The organism is Caballeronia glebae (genome assembly GCF_001545035.1).
Taxonomy (GTDB): domain Bacteria; phylum Pseudomonadota; class Gammaproteobacteria; order Burkholderiales; family Burkholderiaceae; genus Caballeronia; species Caballeronia glebae.
On sequence record NZ_FCOJ02000092.1, the window covers coordinates 1 to 18,099 of the forward strand.

Sequence of the window (18,099 nt, forward strand, 5' to 3'; positions counted from 1 at the left end):
GGCGCACGCTGTGCGCCTGCCGCGACGTCCAGAGGACGGTCAGCCGCGTGGTTAGCCGTTTTCCGGCCGGTTCGGCGGAGCTTTCGCCCCCGTCGTCTTGCGCAGCGTTTTGACCTGAGCGTCCGTCACCGCCGGTGCGCGATTGCCCCAGCTTGAACGCACGAAGGTCAGCACATCGGCGATATCGCGGTCGGTCAGGCGGTCCGCGAAGCCCGGCATGCCGTAATGCGTCGGCGCGGCCTGGGTCCAGGGCATTTGTCCGCCTTTCAGCACCAGCGTGATGAGCGAGCTCGGATTGTCCGAATTCACGACCGGATTCAGGCCGAGCATCGGGAACGTCCCGCCGTAGCCCGCACCGCTCGTGCGGTGACACGCCGCGCAGTTGTCGAGATACGTCAGCTCGCCGTTGCTCGTGGCGGTACCGGCGCGCAGCTTGAGCGTGGCGGTATCGTCGGCTGTCAGCGGCGCTTGTGCCTTATGTACGGGCGTAAGCGTCTTCAGATAGCTCGCGATCGCGGTCAGATCGGCATCGTCCATGTGCTGCGTGCTGTCCTGGATCACGTCCTTCATGCCGCCGAACGCCGCCGCATGGGAAGTGCGCCCGCTTTTCAGGAACGCGACGATATCCGCCTGGCTCCACGTGCCGAGACCGTCCTTCGAGTCGCCGCGAAGGCTCTTCGCGAAGTATCCGTCGACCACGCCGCCCGACAGGTACAGCGGATTGGCATCGCTGATCGTCTCCATCTGCAGGCCCATGCCGCGCGGCGTATGGCACTCGCTGCAATGGCCGAGCCCGGCCACGAGGTAGCGCCCGCGCTCGACCGGTCCGGCGCTGGCCGGTAAATCTCCGGTGACGGGCGTGGCCCCGAACATCATGCGCCAGAAACGCAGTGGCCAGCGCATCGAGAGCGGCCAGGGAATGCCGGTTGCGCGGTTCGCCTGCGAGACGGGCTGAACCTCGTTCATGAAATAGGCGTAGAGCGCTTTCACATCCGAGGGCTGGACCGTCGCAAACGACACGTATGGCATAGCGGGATAAAGCGTCGAGCCATCTTTCGCGATGCCCTGCCGCACGGCGCGATCGAACTGTTCGAGCGTATAGTCGCCGATGCCCGTTTCCTTGTCCGGCGTAATGTTGCCCGAATAGATCATGCCGACGGGCGAGTCGATGCCGACGCCGCCCGCGAACGGCTTGCCGCCCTTCGTGGTGTGGCATGCGGCGCAATCGCCCGCCTGGGCGAGATAGCGTCCACGCTCGATCAACTGCTTGTCCGCGCCGCCGGGCGCCGATGCCGCGCTATTCGCGCCATCTGCGAAAGCCAGCGCAGCCCACGCCGCGCCCGCGACGATTGCCGACGACACCAGTGCCGCCGTGAGTCTTTTCATGTTCATCGCCGTCTCCTCAAGCCTGCACCAGCGGAGCCGGATGCTTCAGATATTGCTCGCGGATCGCCTTCGCCGCGTGGAAGGCGAGCGCGGCGACGAGCCCTGTCGGGTTGTAGCCCATGTTCTGCGGAAACGCGGACGCGCCCGTGACGAACACGTTATGCACGTCCCAGCTCTGGAGATACTTGTTCACGACGCTCGTTTGCGGCGACGAGCCCATGATCGCGCCGCCGGTCGTGTGCGTGGACTGATAGGCGCGCGTGTCGTAATGGTCGCCCTTCTTACGGATCGACTTGGAATACGACTCGTGCTTCATCGCCCGCGCGACTTCCTCCATGCGAGTGCCCATGTAGCCGAGCATCGCGTATTCGTTGTCGTGCCAGTCGAAAGTCATGCGCAAGAGCGGCAGGCCGTGCGCGTCGCGATAAGTCGGATCGAGGTCGAGATACGCATCGCGGTAAGGCATCACCGAACCTGAAATGCCGATGGTGAGAAAACGCTGATGGGCGTCCGTCACGCCGGCCTTCCATTTGCTGCCCCAGGCCGGCGTGCCCGGCACGGTCGGCGTGAAATTGATCGGGCGGCCACTGTAGGTGACATGACGAATGTTCGCGCCGCCGAGGAAGCCGAGCGGGCCGTGATCGAACTGGTCGCCGTTGAGGTCGTCGAGGGAGACGCCGCCGGCGCCCGTGCCGATGAACGGATTCATCATTTCGCCCTTGGGCAGCATCACGTTGACGGCGCCGTTCATCTGATACGCATAGTTCTTGCCGACCACGCCCTCGCCCGTCTTCGGATCGTAAGGCTTGCCGATGCCCGACATCAGCAACAGACGCACGTTATGCATCTGGAACGCGGCGACGATCACGATATCCGCGGGCTGTTCGACTTCACGGCCCTGTGCGTCGATGTAAGTGACGCCGGTCGCGCGCTTCTTGTCGGAGTCGAGCAGCACGCGCGTTACGTAGGCGTTGGTGCGCAGCTCGAAGTTCGGCTTCTTGAGCAGCACCGGCAGGATGGTGGTCTGCGGCGATGCCTTCGAATACATATAACAGCCGAACTGCTCGCAGAAGCCGCAGAAGTTACACGGCCCGAGCCGCACGCCATACGGATTCGTGTACGGCGTGGAAGCGTTCGCCGCGGGCGCGTGATACGGATGAAAACCCGCGTCGCGCGCCGCCTTCTCGAAGAGTTGCGCGCCGTAAGTGTTCGTAAGCGGCGGTGTCGGGTAATCGCTCGTGCGGCGCGCTTCCAACGGGTTGCCGCCCGCCTGAATCTGCCCGTTGAGATTGCCCGCCTTGCCTGAAGTGCCGAACACTTTTTCCGCGAAATCGAAATGCGGCTCAAGTTCTTCATAGCTCACGCCGAAGTCCTGCACCGTCATGCCGTCGGGGATGAATTTCTTGCCGTAGCGTTGCTCGTAGCGCGTGCGCAGTTCCAACTCTTCCGGAAGGATGCGGTAGTGCATGCCGTTCCAGTGGAAGCCCGCGCCGCCCACGCCGTTGCCGAGCAGAAAGGAGCCGTACTGGCGATACGGCACCGCCAGGTCGTCGACGCCGTGGCGGATCGTGACCGTTTCGCCCGCGAGAGGCTGAAACAACTTGCCGCGCTGTTGGTAGGCCAGCTCGTCGATCACCTTGGGATATTCGGCGTCCGTCGGCGTGTCACGCATGTTGCCGCGTTCGAGAGCGACGACATCGAGGCCCGCATCGGTCAGTTCCTGCGCGAAAATTGCTCCGGTCCAGCCGAAGCCGACGATCACGCAATTTACTTTATTCTTCTTGATCGCCATCTTCTTACGCTCTCCTGCCGTCGATCGAAACGGGACCATAGGGAAATTTCACGTTCGGACGATCGATCCAGTCGCCGAAGGCCGCGCGCGCGCCCGGAAAGCCGATCATCTTCCAGCCGGCCATGTCCTTGTTGCCGCCGTAGATCGGATCGGAGAAGAAGCCCTCCTTGGTGTTCTTGAGCAGATACGAGAAGAAGACGTTCGACGGCACCGCGTCGAATTCGATCTGCCCTTGCTCCATTTTCATGAGGATGGCTTCCTGTTCGGCGACGCCGAGCTGGGAGAAAGACTTGCCTTGATACTGCTGTGCACACCAGTCGTCGCAAGCCTTGATGCCGAGTCGATAGATGTCGCGCGGCGCGAGATTGAGCTGATAGCCGAGTTCAGGCGGCAGATCCGAGTGAAATGGCCCCTGCATGTACCAAAGCTTGCCGTAGCCGTAGGGCGTTTCCATCTGCCTGTCGATGAACTCGGGCACGCCTGCCTTCAGCGCGCCGGGCCCGTATTCGTCTTCGGGAATCAGGCGATCGACGGCGGAGAGAAGGAAGCGCCACTCGGCTGTCTGAAGATATACGGGATGGTAGTCGACGCGCGCCGGCGTATCCGCCTTGCCCGACGAGGGGCTGCATGCGGCTTGTGTCAGTGCCGCACCGGACGCGACGCTCGCGGCAGGCACGATGGCGAGCACCTGCCGCAAGAAGCGACGGCGCGGCTCGTGATTATTGGACATGGTTTGTTCCCGTTGAAGCGCGGTTTTCTTGTTGATAAGTAGTGCGAATTTGCAACCGCAGTCACCACAAGCAAAGCGAGTCGACGGACTGGCGCGCTAGCCCATGCGATCGTATCTTTTGATGTTTTTGAATTATGCGCAGGGTTAAAACGAGATAGTGTGGAAAAACTGCAAACGCCGAATGTGATAGTCCACTTCAATCAAGAAAGATCTTGCGGGGAGATCGCGCCATGCTGAAACGCGAACCGTGGCTGTGCACGGTCGAGTCAGGCCGGACAGTTCAATGCCCGGCCACGCGCCGCCAGACGAGAAGCGGCAAACGCATCACGAAACCCAGAAAAAGCCGCGCGTGCATCCAGGTCAGCAGCGCGTTGTCGCGACCATAGTGAAAATGCGAGACGCCGCCTTCTTCCGGCGTGAAGTACCGGACGGGCGCGTCGAGGTTGATCGGGCGCACGCCGCGCCAGCACAAGCGCACCACCGCTTCGGGATCGAAGTCGAAGCGGCGCATCCAGGTCTGCCTGCGCATCAGCGCGGCGAGCGGCGCGATCGGATAGACGCGAAAGCCGTATAGCGAATCGCCGATGCCCATCCACAGCGTTTCGAGATTCGCCCAGCCGTTCGAGATGCGCCGTCCCTGCACGCGCAATTGCGGCGCGCTCGCGTCGAACTTCGGGCGGCCGAGGATCATCGCGTCACGCGCGTTCATCGACGTTTCCATGAATTCGCCGATGAGCGCGGCGGGATGCTGACCGTCCGAGTCCATCGTCAGCGCGTGCGTGAAGCCGAGCTTCGCGGCTTCGTCGATGCCCGCGAGGATCGCCGCGCCCTTGCCGCGATTCTCCGGCAGCACGATCACGCGCAGGCCCGCATCGGCTTCGGCCATTCGAAGGAGGCGTTCGGCGCTGCCGTCGGTGCTGCCGTCGACCACGACCCACACCGGATTCCACTGCTCACGCGCGCCGCGCACGGTTTCATCGACTTTCTCGCCGGGGTTGTAGCTCGGAATGAGGACGAGATGCGTGGACGATGCGCGTGTCGAAGGCATTGGGAAAAACGGAACCGGAGGAAAGAAATACGACGAATTTTAACGTCTGCCGACGTCACCGCTTTCAGTCGCGCGGACGATGCGAGTCGAGCTCGCCGGCATAGAAGCGCTGCAATTCGGCGATGAACGCCTGCAACGCGGCGTGATCGCGTGCCGGCGGTGCGAAGCGTCGGCCGAGCGTCACGCGGTAGGTGATGGGCAACGCGGGCTTCCGGAAAATCTGCCAGCCCTTGCCGAGGAAGCCCGAATCCGTCTCGATGATGAGCGTCTGCACGGGCGCCTGCGCGCGCGCCGCGATCAGCGCGATGCCGCCCTTCAACGGATTCACCGACAGATTCGCGGTGCGCGTGCCTTCGGGAAACAGCAGCAGCGGCGAACCGCGCTGCAACTCGGCGACGGCGGCGCGGACCAGCCCGACGGACGTGTCGTTGACGATATAGCCCGCGAGCAGCGCGCCCGGCCCGAGAAACGGGTTGCCGGCGACATCGCCCTTCATGACGCAGCAGGTGTCGGGCACGCGCGAGGCGATCAGCAGCGCATCGAGCAGACAGGGATGATTCGGCGCGAGGATCATCGCGGGTTGGCCCGCGAGCGCGTCGAGTTCGGAGAGATCGAAGCGGCATGCGCCGAGCGTGCGCAGCAGCGCGAAATAGCCGTGCCACACGCGCTGCACGGCGGTGCGTCCGACGCGCCGCCCGGCATCGGCGCTCGACACGCGCCTCAAGACCCACGCGAACGGACACCACGCGAGGCACACGAGCGCGAGCACGACGAGCGCAAAATAAAACGCAACGCATTGCCAGGCGGATTCGAGCGCGCCCGCAAGCGATACTTTCTCGCCCGCGCCGCCGATTTTCCGATGGGCGTCACTCATCGCCCGCCACCCGATTCGCGGCGAGCAACGGCAAGAACGCGAGGCGCCACGCGCGCATTGCCGGCGTCGTGATCAATTGGCCGATAGCTCCGCGCGTTGCGCATCGCGCAGATTGCGGCGGCGCTGGCGATACGCGCGCAGCGAATTGCGCCAGTCGAGCGCGGCCGCGATGTAATAGATGCCCTTGAACGCGCGCAGCGAATGCCAGATCGGCGTCGTGCCGAAGATGTCGCCCGCGAGCAGCGACAGCAGCGCCTCCTTCATGCGCAGCGGATTCTTCGGGCCCATGAAGAGATTGCGCATCGTCGGCGAAGTCATGCGGTAGATGAACCATGAGAACTCGCGCGGGCCGTGACGCACGTCGCGGTCGAACTTCGCGAGCGCGGCCTGCGCGTTCGCGGGATTCGAGAGCGCCGCGTCGATCGCCTGCGCGCCGGCAAACGCGCTCTGCATCGCGAGCATCACGCCGGACGAGAACACCGGATCGATGAACGCGAACGCATCGCCGAGCAGCAGGAAGTTGCGTCCGTGCGTCATGTCGCCGGTATACGAATAGTTGCCGGTCGCGTGGACTTCGCTGATCAGTTCGGCGTGTTCCAGGCGCTCGGCGAGCGGCGCGCACAACGCGATGGTGTCGCGAAAGAACGTCTCGACCGAGCTGCCCTTCGGACGTTGCTTCAGATACGCAGGCCACACGACCGCGCCGACGCTCGTCGCGCCGTCCGCGAGCGGGATGAACCAGAACCAGCCGTGCTCGAACCAGAACACGGTGATGTTGCCTTCGTTCTCGCCCTCGTTGCGGCGCGCGTCGCGGAAATGGCCGTAGAGCGCCGACGAGTTGTGCCGCTCGTTGCGGCGCTTCGTCTTGAAGTGATTCGCGAGCAGCGTGTCGCGCCCGGAAGCATCGACGACGAAACGCGCACGCAGCGCCTCGCTGCGGCCATCGTCGTGCTCCGCGTCGATCGTCGCGCCCGAACCGTCCGGCGCGAACGCGACATCGCGCGCGCGGCAGCCTTCGCTCACGTGCGCGCCGTGCTTCGCCGCGTTGCGCAACAGGATGTCGTCGAGCGCCGAGCGGCGCACTTGATACGCGCTCGGCATCGACTTGTCCCACGCATCGGCGAAGAGGAAGCGCTGCGTGCGATTGTCGTGCTGCGGCGAGACGAACTCGGCCGCGAGCTTGACCATGCCGATAGCGCGCACTTCATCGGCGACGCCCAGCTTTTCGAAGAGCCGCAAATTGGCCGGCAACAGCGACTCGCCGATATGAAAACGCGGATGCCGCGCCTTCTCCAGTACGCGCACGCGATAGCCGCGATCGGCGAGCAACGTCGCCGCGGTCGAACCGGCCGGTCCGCCGCCGATCACGACGACATCCCAGGTTTGCGTGGATTCACTCATCTGCTTCCCTCAAGCCTGCTGTTCAAGCGATTCCGCCGTTGATCGACAAAACCTGTCCGGTGACATAAGCCGCCGCATCCGACACCAGATACGCGACCATGCCCGCGATTTCTTCCGCCGTGCCCGCGCGCTGCGCCGGCACGAGTTGTTTGATGCGCTCGGGCGGAAAGGCGTCGCCGAGCATGGGCGAATCGATCACGCCGGGCGCGACCGCGTTCACCGTGATGCCGCGCGACGCGAGTTCCTGCGCGAGCGCCCGCGTCGCGCCGATCAGCCCGGCCTTCGCGGCCGCGTAGTTCACCTGCCCGCGATTGCCCATCAGCCCCGACAGCGACGACATATTGACGATGCGTCCCCAGCGCGTGCGGATCATCGGCATCAGAAGCGGCTGCGTGACGTTGAAAAAACCGTCGAGCGTGACGTCGAGCACGCGTTTCCATTGCTCGCGCGTCATGCCGGCCATCGGCGCGTCGTCGTGGATGCCCGCGTTGTTCACCAGAATCTGCACGGGGCCGTCTTCGAGGATGCGCGCGAGCGCGGCGCCGGTGGCGTCGGGATCGGTCACGTCGAAGGCGATTGCATGCGCCGTGCCGCCCGCCGCGCGAATAGCTTGCACGCAGCTTTCAGCGCGCTCGATGCCACCGTTCGCGTGAATCCAGACTTCGTGTCCGGCCGCGCCCAGCGAGCGGCCGATGGCCTGTCCGATCGCGCCGCTGCCGCCTGTCACCAGCGCGCGCATGGGCTGGCTTCCGTCATCGATTGCATGGGCTTGTCCGTTTCTCGTGGCGCACGGGCGTGCGCGTCGTTGGAGCCGCGCCCCGCCTTATCGCGTGCGATGCGCGGCGACGTGCGCCGCGAGCGCGCCAAGGCTGGCGAAGATCTTCTGATTGTCCGGATTGTCCGAGCGCAGCTCGAAGCCGTACTTCTTCGAGATCAGGAGCGCGATCTCCAGGATGTCGATGGAATCGAGCCCGAAGCCTTCTTCATACAACCGCGTGTCGGCCGAGACGGCCTTGGGATCGACGTCTTCGAGATTCAGTTCGGCGACGATCAGCTCGGCGAGCTCTCTTTCCAGTTCATTCATCGTGTGTGCTTGCCAGCGCAAAAACGCGCCAAGGGCGGCTCGGTAGACGTGCGCCCCGTGCACTTCGCACGCCGTCGGCCGCCTATTATCGAGATAAGTGCAGTGGCGAAATTCTAGACGAAGCCCTCTGGGACGCCTAGTAGGAAAGGTAACGGGCCGTACAACAGGCAGCGCCAGTGTAATTTTGAGAAAAATCAGTGATTTCCCCGCAGGCCGGGACCCCCGCGCCGGTAGGGTAAAATCCGCGCGTCTGACGAATGTAAGATCATCGAACAATCGGTTACAGACCGGTCGCGCATCCGCGCGGGAAAATGATCGTCAGGCGGGCGACTGCCGAATTTTGTTCATTAACCGAGCGTTCAGTAAAGAACGCCGCAGCCGCGTCCCATGTTGCGTATTTTTTTCCTTCGACCATCGTCTTCCGGGCGGCTTTCGCGTGTGGCGGGAGCGCGCCGATGAACGCCGCCCGCTTCCTGCGCGCGGCGGGTGTCGTGGCCGCGATCGTCGCGTATCAGCTTGCCGCGCATCACGCCGCGTCCACGCCGGGCGCGCACGGGCTGGGCCTCGCGCTCGTGCTCGCGCCGCTTCTGCTCGTCGCGCTGAACGCCGCCGTGCGCTCGAACGCGCGCGCGTGGCTGCTGCCGTTGTGGGCGCTCGGGTGCGTCGCGTTTTGGCTCGCACGCGCGCCGCTCACCGTGCATTTTGGCTGGGGACTGTGGCTGGAGCACGCGAGTTTCAATCTCGCGCTCGCGTGGATGTTCGGCCGCACGCTCGTGCCGGGCCGCGAGCCGCTCTGCACGCAGTTCGCGACCATGGTCCACGGCAGGATCGAAGCGCGCGTCGCCGGCTATACGCGGCGCGTCACCGTGGCCTGGACGCTGTTCTTCATCGCGACCGCGTTCGTATCGACGATGCTGTTCGCGTTCGCGTCGATCGTCGCGTGGTCCACGTTCGCCAATTACCTCGCGCTGCCGCTCGTCGGGCTGATGTTCGTCGCCGAATATGCGTGCCGCCGCATCGCGCTGCCGGACATGGAGCCGTCGAGCATCATGGACGCCGTTCGCGCCTACATCCATTCGATGCAGATGCGTCGCGGCGGGGCGCAGTGATGTCGTCGAACTCATCGCACATGCAGACTTTTCCGCTGGTTTTCCACGCATCGCCGGATCAGACGATCGCCTGGCGCGACGGCGAAAGCGTCGCCGTGCGCGAGTTTCTCGCCGACGTCCACGCGCTCGCCGATGCGCTGCCCGAAGGCGGGCATGTGTTCAACGTGTGCACGGATCGCTATCGCTTCACGGTGAGCCTGTGCGCGACGCTGGTCGCCGGCAAGACGAGCCTGCTGCCGTCGACGCACACGCCGGAAATGGTGCGCGCCCTCGCCTCGTTCGCGCCCGACGCGTTCTGCCTGCACGACAACGACGAATGCGCCATCGACCTGCCGCGCTTTCGATACCCGCCAACGGCGGCGAAGCGCGTGTCCGGCGAAGCGAAGGTTCCGCAAATCGACGGCGCGCGGGTCGTCGCTTACGTGTTCACGTCCGGCTCGACCGGCGTGCCGGTGCCGCATCGCAAGACGTGGGGATTCCTGGTGAAGAACGTGCGCGCCGCCGCCGAACGGCTCGGCCTGCTCGGTCTGCTCGGCGAAAACCGCGCGACGCTCATCGGCACCGTGCCGCCGCAGCACATGTACGGCTTCGAATCGACCGTGCTGCTCGCGCTTATCGGCGGCCTCGCGTTCAGCAACCGCCAGCCGTTCTATCCCGTCGATATCCGCGCGGAACTCGACGCCGTGCCCGAGCCGCGCGTGCTCGTAAGTTCGCCGATCCATCTGCGCGCGCTCTTCGCCAACGAGGATGCGTTGCCGCGCGCGTCGCTCGTGCTGTCGGCGACCGCGCCGCTATCGGAAAAGCTCGCGCTCGATGCCGAAGCGCGCCTCGACGCGCCGCTGATGGAAATCTACGGCAGCACCGAAACCGGCCAGATCGCGACGCGCCGCACCGCGCGCACCGCCGCGTGGGAGCTGTTTCCTGACATCGCGCTGACCCCGCGCGCGGACGACGCCAGCGATAGCGGCGAACCGACGATGTGGGCGTCGGGCGGTCACGTCGAAGCGCCGGTGCCGATGGGCGACGCGCTCGAACTCATCGACGACACGCATTTTCTGCTGCACGGGCGCAAGGCGGATCTGATCAACATCGCGGGCAAGCGCACGTCGCTCGCGTATTTGAATCATCAACTGAACGCGGTGCCGGGCGTGGTCGACGGCGTGTTCTACATGCCCGACGAAACCGGTGCCGATAGCGAACCCGTGCGCCGTCTGATGGCGCTCGTCGTCGCGCCGAAGCTCGCGGCGGCGGAGGTGCAGCGCGCCTTGCGCGAGCGTATCGACGCCGCGTTCATGCCGCGTCCGCTGCTGTTCGTCGACACGCTGCCGCGCAACGCCACCGGCAAGCTGCCGCGCGACGTGCTCACGCAACTGATCGAACAGGAACGCAAGCGGCGCGCGGCGCTGAGCTTCACGGTGCCGCCGGACCATCCCGCGCTCGCCGGACATTTTCCCGGCCATCCGATCGTGCCGGGCGTCGTGCTGCTGGATCACGCGCTCGACGCGATCGGCTCCGCGCTCGGCCAAAATTTCGACGCGTGCCGGATCGAATCGGCGAAATTCCTGAGCCCGGCGCAACCGGGCGAGTCGCTCGACATCGCCTATGAAACGGCGGCGAGCGGCGCGATCCGCTTCACGATTCGCGCGGGCGAGCGTGCGGTGGCAAGCGGCGCGCTCGCGGCGCCCTCCGCAGGATCGACGACGAGCGCCACGGACATGCACGCATCGTGAACAAGCCGCGCAACCGCGACGACTGGGCCGAGCGCCAGGAACGCAGCAACTTCGCGTTGCTGCGCTTCATGACGTGGGTGTCGCTGCGCTTCGGGCGGCGCATCGGGCGCGTGCTGCTGCGGATCATCACCGCGTATTTCGTGGTGTTCGCGCCGCGCGCGCGGCGTGCGTCGCGGGGTTTTCTGAACCGCGCGCTCGGGCGGCATGCGGGCTGGCGCGACGGTTATCGGCACGTTTTCTCGTTCGCGTCGACGATTCACGACCGTATCTATCTGCTCAACGAGCGCTTCGATCTGTTCGATATCCGTACGCACGGTGTCGAAGATGTCGAGGCCGCGCTCGCGGGCGGACGTGGCGCGTTTTTGATGGGCGCGCATCTCGGCAGCTTCGAAGTGGTGCGCGCGATCGGCCGGGCGCAGCCGCATATCCGCATCGCGATCACGATGTACGAGGAGAACGCGCGCAAGATCAACGCGATTCTCGCCGCCGTGAATCCGGCCGCGCATCACGACGTGATCGGCCTCGGCAAGGTCGACGCGATGCTGAAAGTGCGCGAGCGGCTCGATGCGGGCAGTCTCGTCGGCATTCTCGCGGACCGCACGCTGCGCCAGGGGGGCGACGCGCTCGGGCAACGCGATTTTCTCGGCGCGAGCGCCGCGTTTCCGCTCGGCCCGCTGCATATGGCGGCGGTGCTGCGCCGTCCGGTCGTCTTCATGACGGGGCTGTATCTCGGCGGCAATCGTTACGACATCCACTTCGAAACGCTCGCCGATTTCTCGAAGATCGAGCGCGGCGAGCGCGCCGCCGCCGTCGATGCCGCGCTCACGCGCTATGTCGAGCTGCTCGAAAAGTATTGCCGCGCGGCGCCGTACAACTGGTTCAACTATTTCGACTTCTGGCAGGCCAACGCCGCGCGGGAACCCGCTCAGGCGAGCGCGGCGCGTCTGCGGGAAGCGACGAGGGATTCCTGAGCTTATGCGAGTTTTCGCCGCCGTTTTGACGGCCGCCTTGCTGTCGGCCGCATCGACGATCAGCGTCGCCGCCGACGCGCCCTGGACGCTCGATCGCCTGATGAACACGCTCGGCGCAAAGAAATCGGGGCGCGCACATTTCACCGAGACGCGGTATCTGAAGATCGCGCAGGAGCCGCTCGAATCGTCCGGCGAACTCTTGTTCGCCGCGCCCGATCATCTGGAAAAGCACACGGTCAGCCCGAAGCCGGAGAATCTCGTGGTCGATGGCGACATGCTCACGGTCGATCGCAACGGCCGCAAGGTCACGATTCCGCTGCGCAATTATCCGGAACTGGGCGCGTTCATCGAAAGCATTCGTGCGACGCTCGCGGGCAACCGCTTCGCGCTGGAAAACGCGTACAAAGTGCAGATCGCCGGCCGAGGCGACGACTGGACGCTGACACTCGTGCCGATCGATTCGCGCATGCGCCAGAAAGTCAGCTCGATCACGCTCGCGGGCACGGGCGCGGCGCTCGCGCGCGTGGAGATCAGACAGGCCGACGGCGACCGTTCGCTGATGCGCCTGCAAGACGCGTCGGCGCACTGAACACGGCATGCGCGCGGCTTTTCGTCAGCCTGCGGTCGTTGTCTGGCTGTGCTTTCTCGCGGCGTGCATGGGCGTCATCGCGCGGGCGAGCTTCACCGCCGATCTCTCCGCGTTCCTGCCGCGCTCGCCGAGCGAACAGCAGCGCGTGCTCGTCGAGCAGTTGCGCGACGGGCTCGTGTCGCGGCTGATTCTCGTCGGCATCGAGGGCGGCGATGCGAACGCTCGCGCGGACATCTCGCGCAAGGTCGCGGCGAAGCTGCGCGAGGACAAGCGCTTTTCGGCGATCAATAACGGCGAGCCCGTCGGCGCGGCGCGCGACGAGCGTTTCGTGTTCGAGCATCGCTATCAACTGAGTCCTTTGGTGACACCCGAGCGCTTCGACGGAGCCGGCCTGAAAGACGCGCTCGCCGACAGCCTCGATCTGCTCGCCTCGTCCGCCGGCATGATGATGAAAGACTTGCTGCCGCACGATCCGACCGGCGAAGTCACTGCGCTCGTCAGCCGGCTGGATAGCGGCGCGCAACCCGCGATGCACGGCGGCGCGTGGGCATCGCGCGACGGCACGCGCGCCGTATTGCTCGCGCAGACCGCGAGCGCCGGTTCCGACACCGACGCGCAAGCGAGCGCAATGGCCGCGATCCGCGCCGCGTTCGCGCAGGCGGCGCCGGGCGCGACGCCGTATCGCCTGCTGATGACCGGGCCGGGCGTCATCGGCGTCGAAACCCGCGACACGATCATGCGCGACGTGCGCTGGTTGTCGGCGGCAAGCGTCGTGCTGATCGTCGTGTTGCTGCTCGCGGTGTATCGCTCGGTGCCGACTTTGCTGCTCGGCCTGATGCCCGTGCTCTCGGGCGTCGCGGCGGGCGTGGCCGCCGTGAGCCTCGCGTTCGGCACCGTGCACGGACTCACGCTCGGCTTCGGCACGACGCTCATCGGCGAGGCCGTCGATTATTCGATCTATCTCTTCGTGCAATCGGCCGGTGTGGCGCGGCGCGAATCGCTGAAGGACTGGGTCGCGGGCTTCTGGCCGACGATTCGTCTCGGCGTGCTCACGTCGATCTGCGGCTTTGCGTCGATGCTCTTCTCCGGCTTTCCGGGCCTCGTGCAACTCGGGCTGTATTCGATCGTCGGTTTGTCGACGGCGGGCATCGTCACGCGCTTCGTGCTGCCGCATCTGTTGCCGCAAGGCTTCGCGATCCGCGACGTCTCGCGCCTCGGCAATCTCCTCGCGCGCGCGGCGGCGCGGGCGTCGCACTTGCGCGTGGCGCTCGCGGTGCTGCTCGTCGCGGCGCTCGCCACGCTGCTCATGCAGCGGCACGGACTGTGGAGTCAGGAGTTGTCCGCGCTCAGCCCCGTGCCCCAAGCAAGCCAGGATCTCGACGAACGTCTGCGCGCGGATGTCGGCGCGCCGGACGTGCGCTATCTCGTCGTGGTGCCGGCCGCGAGCGAGCAGGCCGCGCTCGAACACGCGGAGGCCGTCGCGCGGCAGTTGCAGCCGCTCGTCGATGCCCACGTGATCGCCGGCTACGAAAGTCCGGCGGCCTATCTGCCGAGCGACGCCGCGCAACGCGCGCGCATCGCGAGCCTGCCCGCCGCCGATGCGTTGCGCGCGCGTCTCGCGCTCGCCCTGCGCGATCAGGCGATCCGCGTGAAGCCCGAGGTCTTCGAGCCTTTCATCGCCGATGTCGAAGCCGCCCGCGCGCAACCGCTTCTGCGACGCGCCGATCTGCGCGGCACGTCGATGGCGCTCGCCGTCGATTCGCTCCTCACCGAACGCGACGGCCGCTGGACCGCGATGCTGCCCTTGCGCGCGACGCAGGACTCGGAGGTGCAGGCGCGCGCGATTCGCGCGGCGGTGTCGGCCTCGCGCGTGCCCGACGCGCTTTTCGTCGACATGAAAGCCGAAGCCGATCGCCTTTACCGCAACTACGTGCACGAGGACATCCGCCTGTCGCTCGGCGGATTCGCCGCGATCGTCGTGCTGCTCGTACTCGCGCTGCGCTCGCCGGTGCGCGCGGCGCGCACGCTCGCGCCGCTCGTCGCGGCCGTGATCGTCGTGATCGCGGGGCTGGCGCTCGCGGGCAAGTCGCTGACCATCCTGCATCTGATCGGCATGCTGCTGATCGTCGCGGTCGGGTCGAACTATGCGCTCTTCTTCAACTATCGCGCGCACGCCGGGCACGCCGCGATTTCGCCGCAAACGCTCGTGTCGCTGGTTATCGCGAATCTCGCGACCGTGCTCGGCTTCGGGCTGCTCGCGCTCTCCAACGTGCCGATGCTCAAGACCTTCGGGCTGACGGTCGGCCCCGGCGCCATTCTGGCGTTGCTGTTCTCGGCGATCCTCGCGCCGCGTTCGGCATTTTCACGATGAACGCGCCCGGCAAACCGCGCCGATGGACCCCGACGCCCTTGATCGGCGGCGCGGCGGCCGTGCATGCGGGCGCGCTCGCGTCGCTGATCGTCGCGCCCGCGACGTGGCCGTGGGCGGCGGGCGGCGTGATCGCGTCGCACCTCGCGCTGACGGCGGCGGGACTCTGGCCGAGAAGCGCCCTGCTCGGCCACAACTGGACGACGCTGCCCGAATCGGCGGGCGCGCGCATCGCGATCACGATCGACGACGGTCCCGATCCCGACGTTACGCCGCGCGTGCTCGATCTGCTCGATGCGCATCGCGCCCGGGCGACGTTCTTTTGCATCGGCGAGCGCGCGCGAACGTACCCGCGCATCGTCGAGGCGATCGTCGCGCGCGGGCACGCCGTCGAGAATCACAGCCAGCGGCATCGGCATAACTTTTCGCTGATGGGACCGCGCGCGTTGCATCGCGAGATCGACGCGGCGCAAACGACGTTCGAAGAAATCGCAGGCGTGAGGCCGCTCTTCTTTCGCGCGCCGGCGGGACTGCGCAATCCGTTTCTCGAACCGGTGCTGTGCGCGCTCGGCCTGCAACTCGCGAGCTGGACGCGGCGCGGCTTCGATACGCGCACGGCCGATGCATCGCTCGTCGCGCGACGTTTGCTGAACGGATTCGCGGCGCGCGACATTCTGCTCGTCCACGATGGCCACGCCGCGATGGATGCGAACGGCGCGCCCGTCGTGCTCGCCGCGCTCGACACGGTGTTGCGCGCGGCGGCGGATCGCGGCCTTGCCACCGCGACTTTGCGCGAGGCGATTGTCGGCTAGACTGCACGAGTCCATCGTCCACTCGCGTTTGCATGGTCCCGACCGCGCTCATCGAAGCCGCCAGCCGTCCTTACCGCGCCGCCGGACGATTCGCGTGGCACTACGCATCGGCCAAGCTGCGCCACGATCCGTTCTTCGCGCATATCCTCGCGCACGGCCTGATTCCCGATGACGCGCGCATTCTCGATCTCGGCAGCGGTCAGGGTCTGCTCGCCGCCTGGCTCGTCGGCGCACACGCCTGGCATCGCGACCACGGCGCAAGCGCGTGGCCCGCGAGCTGGCCCGCGCCGCCCGTGCCACGGTCGATTCATGGCATCGATCTGACGCCGCGCGATGTCGCCCGGGCGCGTGTCGCGTTGCAGGCGCATGAGGCGCGCATCCGCTTCGTATGCGACGACATTCGCGTCGCGCCATTCCCCGACGCCGATGTCGTCGTCGCGTGCGATGTGCTCCATTACGTCGATGAGAACGCGCAGGCGTCGATCCTCCGCCGCGTCCACGCGAGCCTCGCTGCGGACGGCGTGCTCCTGCTGCGCGTGAGCGATGCCGCCGCCGGCTGGCATGCGCGCCTCGATCGCGCCGTCGATTTCGGTATCCAGATCGCGCGTTCGGGACGCACGAACAGCCTCACGGTCCGCAGCGAAGCGCAATGGCTCGCGCTGCTCGGCGATCTACGATTTCAGGTGTCGGCTCGTCCGATGGGCAACGGCGCGCACGACGCCAATCGTCTGCTGATTGCGCGTCCGCTCGGCTGAGCCGCGCGGTGTCCGAAAGACCCGGTTTGTTACAATTCATCGCATCGAACGCCACCGGACTTTGGGAAACGGGCCCGTAGTGAACCCTCTTCTGTTTAAGCATTTCACCGCGACGAGTTGCGCGGGCCACGGACTCGATGCGACGCTCGCCGCGCTTTCGGACGCCCGCGGCGGACTCGCGCCGTGCGACTTCGAAGGCGCGGCGCTCGGTACGTACACGGGCCGCGTCGCGGGCATCGAGGACGCGCCGGTGCGCGCGGATCTCGCCGCATTCGACTGCCGCAACAACCGCCTCGCGCAACTCGCGATGACGCAGGACGGCTTCGACGAACGCGTCCGCGAAGCGATCGCGCGTTACGGCGCACAGCGCGTCGGCGTGTTCATGGGCACGAGCACGGCGGGGATTCTCGAAACCGAGCGGGCCTACCAGCGCCGCGACGCGCAAACCGGCGCGCTTCCCGCCGATTTCAACTACGCCAACACGCACAATCCCTATTCGCTCGCCGCCTTCGTGCGCGCGTATTTTGGGCTGCGCGGGCCGGCGGCGTCGGTGTCGTCGGCGTGTTCGTCGGGCGCGAAGGTGTTCGGCTCGGCGCGACGCATGCTCGAAACCGGCATGCTCGATGCGGCCGTGGTCGGCGGCGTCGATACGCTGTGCCTCACGACGCTCTACGGCTTCAACTCGCTCGAACTGCTCGCGCCGGGACCGTGCAGGCCGTTCGACGTGAAGCGCGACGGCATTTCCATCGGCGAGGCGGCGGCGTTCGGGCTGCTCGAACGCGACTCGGCCGATTACGCCGACGACGACGCGATCCGGCTGCTCGGCATCGGCGAATCGAGCGATGCGTACCACATGTCGTCGCCGCATCCCGAGGGACTCGGCGCGCGCATCGCGATGGAACAGGCGCTCGCGAGCGCCGGTCTCGCTGCGCGCGACATCGGTTACGTGAACCTGCACGGCACCGCGACGCCCAGCAACGACGCCGCCGAAAGCCGCGCGCTGACGAGCCTGTTCGACCGCGTGCCGTGCAGCTCGACCAAGGGCGCGACGGGGCACACGCTCGGCGCGGCCGGCGCGCTCGAAGCGGTGATCGCCGCGCTCGCGTTGCGGCATCGGATGATCCCGGCGGGCGTCAATACGAGCGAGCCGGACGCGGCGCTCGGCCTCGACTACGTGCTGACGACGCGCGCCGCGCCGTTGCGCGCGGTGCTGTCCAACTCGTTCGGCTTCGGCGGGACGAACTGCAGTCTCGTATTCGGACGCAAGGGAGCGGCATCGGCATGACTCCATTGCGTGCATTTATCGAAGGCGTCGGCGTGATCGGTCCGGGGCTCGCCCACTGGCCTTGCACCGCCGACGTGCTCTCCGGGCGCACCGTGCGCGACGCCGCGAAAACCGTCTTGCCCGCGCCCGCGAGCCTGCCCTCGGCCGAGCGCCGCCGCACCGGAC

The 18,099-nt window shown here is 66.4% G+C and carries 17 protein-coding genes; 8 read left to right on the plus strand and 9 right to left on the minus strand.

Annotation, left to right across the window (positions count from 1 at the left end):
- Window positions 1–51: 51 nt before the first annotated feature.
- From AWB82_RS34265 to AWB82_RS38925, 9 genes are all read right to left on the minus strand, one after another.
- Window positions 52–1,386 carry a c-type cytochrome gene (locus tag AWB82_RS34265; protein ID WP_407643073.1) on the minus strand — a complete coding sequence of 445 codons (1,335 nt, stop codon included), beginning with the start codon at window positions 1,384–1,386 and terminating at the stop codon, window positions 52–54.
- A 16-nt stretch (window positions 1,387–1,402) separates the two neighbouring features.
- The gene (locus AWB82_RS34270) at window positions 1,403–3,178 is read right to left on the minus strand and encodes a GMC family oxidoreductase (RefSeq protein WP_086973719.1); all 1,776 of its coding nucleotides are present in this window, start codon (window positions 3,176–3,178) and stop codon (window positions 1,403–1,405) included.
- Window positions 3,179–3,182: 4 nt separating this feature from the next.
- Window positions 3,183–3,908 carry a gluconate 2-dehydrogenase subunit 3 family protein gene (locus AWB82_RS34275; RefSeq protein WP_086973720.1) on the minus strand — a complete coding sequence of 242 codons (726 nt, stop codon included), beginning with the start codon at window positions 3,906–3,908 and terminating at the stop codon, window positions 3,183–3,185.
- A 280-nt stretch (window positions 3,909–4,188) separates the two neighbouring features.
- Window positions 4,189–4,956 carry a glycosyltransferase family 2 protein gene (locus AWB82_RS34280; protein WP_086973721.1) on the minus strand — a complete coding sequence of 256 codons (768 nt, stop codon included), beginning with the start codon at window positions 4,954–4,956 and terminating at the stop codon, window positions 4,189–4,191.
- 64 nt (window positions 4,957–5,020) lie between these two features.
- On the minus strand, window positions 5,021–5,830 hold the full coding sequence (locus AWB82_RS34285) for a lysophospholipid acyltransferase family protein (RefSeq protein ID WP_086973722.1): 810 nt from the start codon (window positions 5,828–5,830) through the stop codon (window positions 5,021–5,023).
- A gap of 72 nt (window positions 5,831–5,902) precedes the next feature.
- Window positions 5,903–7,231, minus strand: coding sequence for an NAD(P)/FAD-dependent oxidoreductase (locus AWB82_RS34290; RefSeq protein WP_086973723.1), 1,329 nt, complete (start codon window positions 7,229–7,231; stop codon window positions 5,903–5,905).
- Between the two features lie 22 nt (window positions 7,232–7,253).
- Window positions 7,254–7,970: a 3-oxoacyl-ACP reductase FabG gene (fabG, locus tag AWB82_RS34295; protein ID WP_086973724.1), complete on the minus strand. Its 717-nt coding sequence runs from the start codon at window positions 7,968–7,970 to the stop codon at window positions 7,254–7,256.
- A gap of 84 nt (window positions 7,971–8,054) precedes the next feature.
- Window positions 8,055–8,315: a phosphopantetheine-binding protein gene (locus AWB82_RS34300; protein WP_008348277.1), complete on the minus strand. Its 261-nt coding sequence runs from the start codon at window positions 8,313–8,315 to the stop codon at window positions 8,055–8,057.
- 280 nt (window positions 8,316–8,595) lie between these two features.
- Window positions 8,596–8,730, minus strand: coding sequence for a hypothetical protein (locus tag AWB82_RS38925; protein WP_268811055.1), 135 nt, complete (start codon window positions 8,728–8,730; stop codon window positions 8,596–8,598).
- Window positions 8,731–8,770: 40 nt separating this feature from the next.
- Here AWB82_RS38925 and AWB82_RS34305 point away from each other — a divergent pair, with 40 nt between their 5' ends.
- From AWB82_RS34305 to AWB82_RS34340, 8 genes are all read left to right on the plus strand, one after another.
- Window positions 8,771–9,424, plus strand: coding sequence for a COG4648 family protein (locus AWB82_RS34305; RefSeq protein ID WP_086973725.1), 654 nt, complete (start codon window positions 8,771–8,773; stop codon window positions 9,422–9,424).
- Between the two features lie 20 nt (window positions 9,425–9,444).
- Window positions 9,445–11,154: an AMP-binding protein gene (locus AWB82_RS34310; protein WP_086973731.1), complete on the plus strand. Its 1,710-nt coding sequence runs from the start codon at window positions 9,445–9,447 to the stop codon at window positions 11,152–11,154.
- Entirely contained in the window at window positions 11,151–12,125 is a 975-nt protein-coding gene (locus AWB82_RS34315; protein WP_200818269.1) for an LpxL/LpxP family acyltransferase, read from the plus strand. The genes AWB82_RS34310 and AWB82_RS34315 overlap by 4 nt, the downstream gene beginning before the upstream one ends.
- A 4-nt stretch (window positions 12,126–12,129) precedes the next feature.
- Complete coding sequence (locus tag AWB82_RS34320; protein WP_086973726.1) at window positions 12,130–12,714, plus strand: LolA family protein; 585 nt, start codon at window positions 12,130–12,132, stop codon at window positions 12,712–12,714.
- Window positions 12,715–12,721: 7 nt separating this feature from the next.
- Window positions 12,722–15,085: an MMPL family transporter gene (locus AWB82_RS34325; protein WP_086973727.1), complete on the plus strand. Its 2,364-nt coding sequence runs from the start codon at window positions 12,722–12,724 to the stop codon at window positions 15,083–15,085.
- Window positions 15,082–15,894 (plus strand): polysaccharide deacetylase family protein, encoded by an 813-nt coding sequence (locus tag AWB82_RS34330; RefSeq protein WP_086973728.1) that lies wholly within the window; start codon window positions 15,082–15,084, stop codon window positions 15,892–15,894. The genes AWB82_RS34325 and AWB82_RS34330 overlap by 4 nt, the downstream gene beginning before the upstream one ends.
- 32 nt (window positions 15,895–15,926) lie before the next feature.
- Entirely contained in the window at window positions 15,927–16,649 is a 723-nt protein-coding gene (locus tag AWB82_RS34335) for a class I SAM-dependent methyltransferase (RefSeq protein WP_086973729.1), read from the plus strand.
- Between the two features lie 79 nt (window positions 16,650–16,728).
- Complete coding sequence (locus AWB82_RS34340; RefSeq protein ID WP_086973730.1) at window positions 16,729–17,934, plus strand: beta-ketoacyl-[acyl-carrier-protein] synthase family protein; 1,206 nt, start codon at window positions 16,729–16,731, stop codon at window positions 17,932–17,934.
- Window positions 17,935–18,099: the final 165 nt, after the last annotated feature.

Coding starts and splice junctions, on each gene's coding strand:
- AWB82_RS34265 (WP_407643073.1), bottom strand. CDS start 1,386: ATGAAAAGACTCACGGCGGCACTGGTGTCGTCGGCAATCGTCGCGGGC.
- AWB82_RS34270 (WP_086973719.1), bottom strand. CDS start 3,178: ATGGCGATCAAGAAGAATAAAGTAAATTGCGTGATCGTCGGCTTCGGC.
- AWB82_RS34275 (WP_086973720.1), bottom strand. CDS start 3,908: ATGTCCAATAATCACGAGCCGCGCCGTCGCTTCTTGCGGCAGGTGCTC.
- AWB82_RS34280 (WP_086973721.1), bottom strand. CDS start 4,956: ATGCCTTCGACACGCGCATCGTCCACGCATCTCGTCCTCATTCCGAGC.
- AWB82_RS34285 (WP_086973722.1), bottom strand. CDS start 5,830: ATGAGTGACGCCCATCGGAAAATCGGCGGCGCGGGCGAGAAAGTATCG.
- AWB82_RS34290 (WP_086973723.1), bottom strand. CDS start 7,231: ATGAGTGAATCCACGCAAACCTGGGATGTCGTCGTGATCGGCGGCGGA.
- fabG (WP_086973724.1), bottom strand. CDS start 7,970: ATGCGCGCGCTGGTGACAGGCGGCAGCGGCGCGATCGGACAGGCCATC.
- AWB82_RS34300 (WP_008348277.1), bottom strand. CDS start 8,315: ATGAATGAACTGGAAAGAGAGCTCGCCGAGCTGATCGTCGCCGAACTG.
- AWB82_RS38925 (WP_268811055.1), bottom strand. CDS start 8,730: ATGGTCGAAGGAAAAAAATACGCAACATGGGACGCGGCTGCGGCGTTC.
- AWB82_RS34305 (WP_086973725.1), top strand. CDS start 8,771: ATGAACGCCGCCCGCTTCCTGCGCGCGGCGGGTGTCGTGGCCGCGATC.
- AWB82_RS34310 (WP_086973731.1), top strand. CDS start 9,445: ATGCAGACTTTTCCGCTGGTTTTCCACGCATCGCCGGATCAGACGATC.
- AWB82_RS34320 (WP_086973726.1), top strand. CDS start 12,130: ATGCGAGTTTTCGCCGCCGTTTTGACGGCCGCCTTGCTGTCGGCCGCA.
- AWB82_RS34325 (WP_086973727.1), top strand. CDS start 12,722: ATGCGCGCGGCTTTTCGTCAGCCTGCGGTCGTTGTCTGGCTGTGCTTT.
- AWB82_RS34330 (WP_086973728.1), top strand. CDS start 15,082: ATGAACGCGCCCGGCAAACCGCGCCGATGGACCCCGACGCCCTTGATC.
- AWB82_RS34335 (WP_086973729.1), top strand. CDS start 15,927: ATGGTCCCGACCGCGCTCATCGAAGCCGCCAGCCGTCCTTACCGCGCC.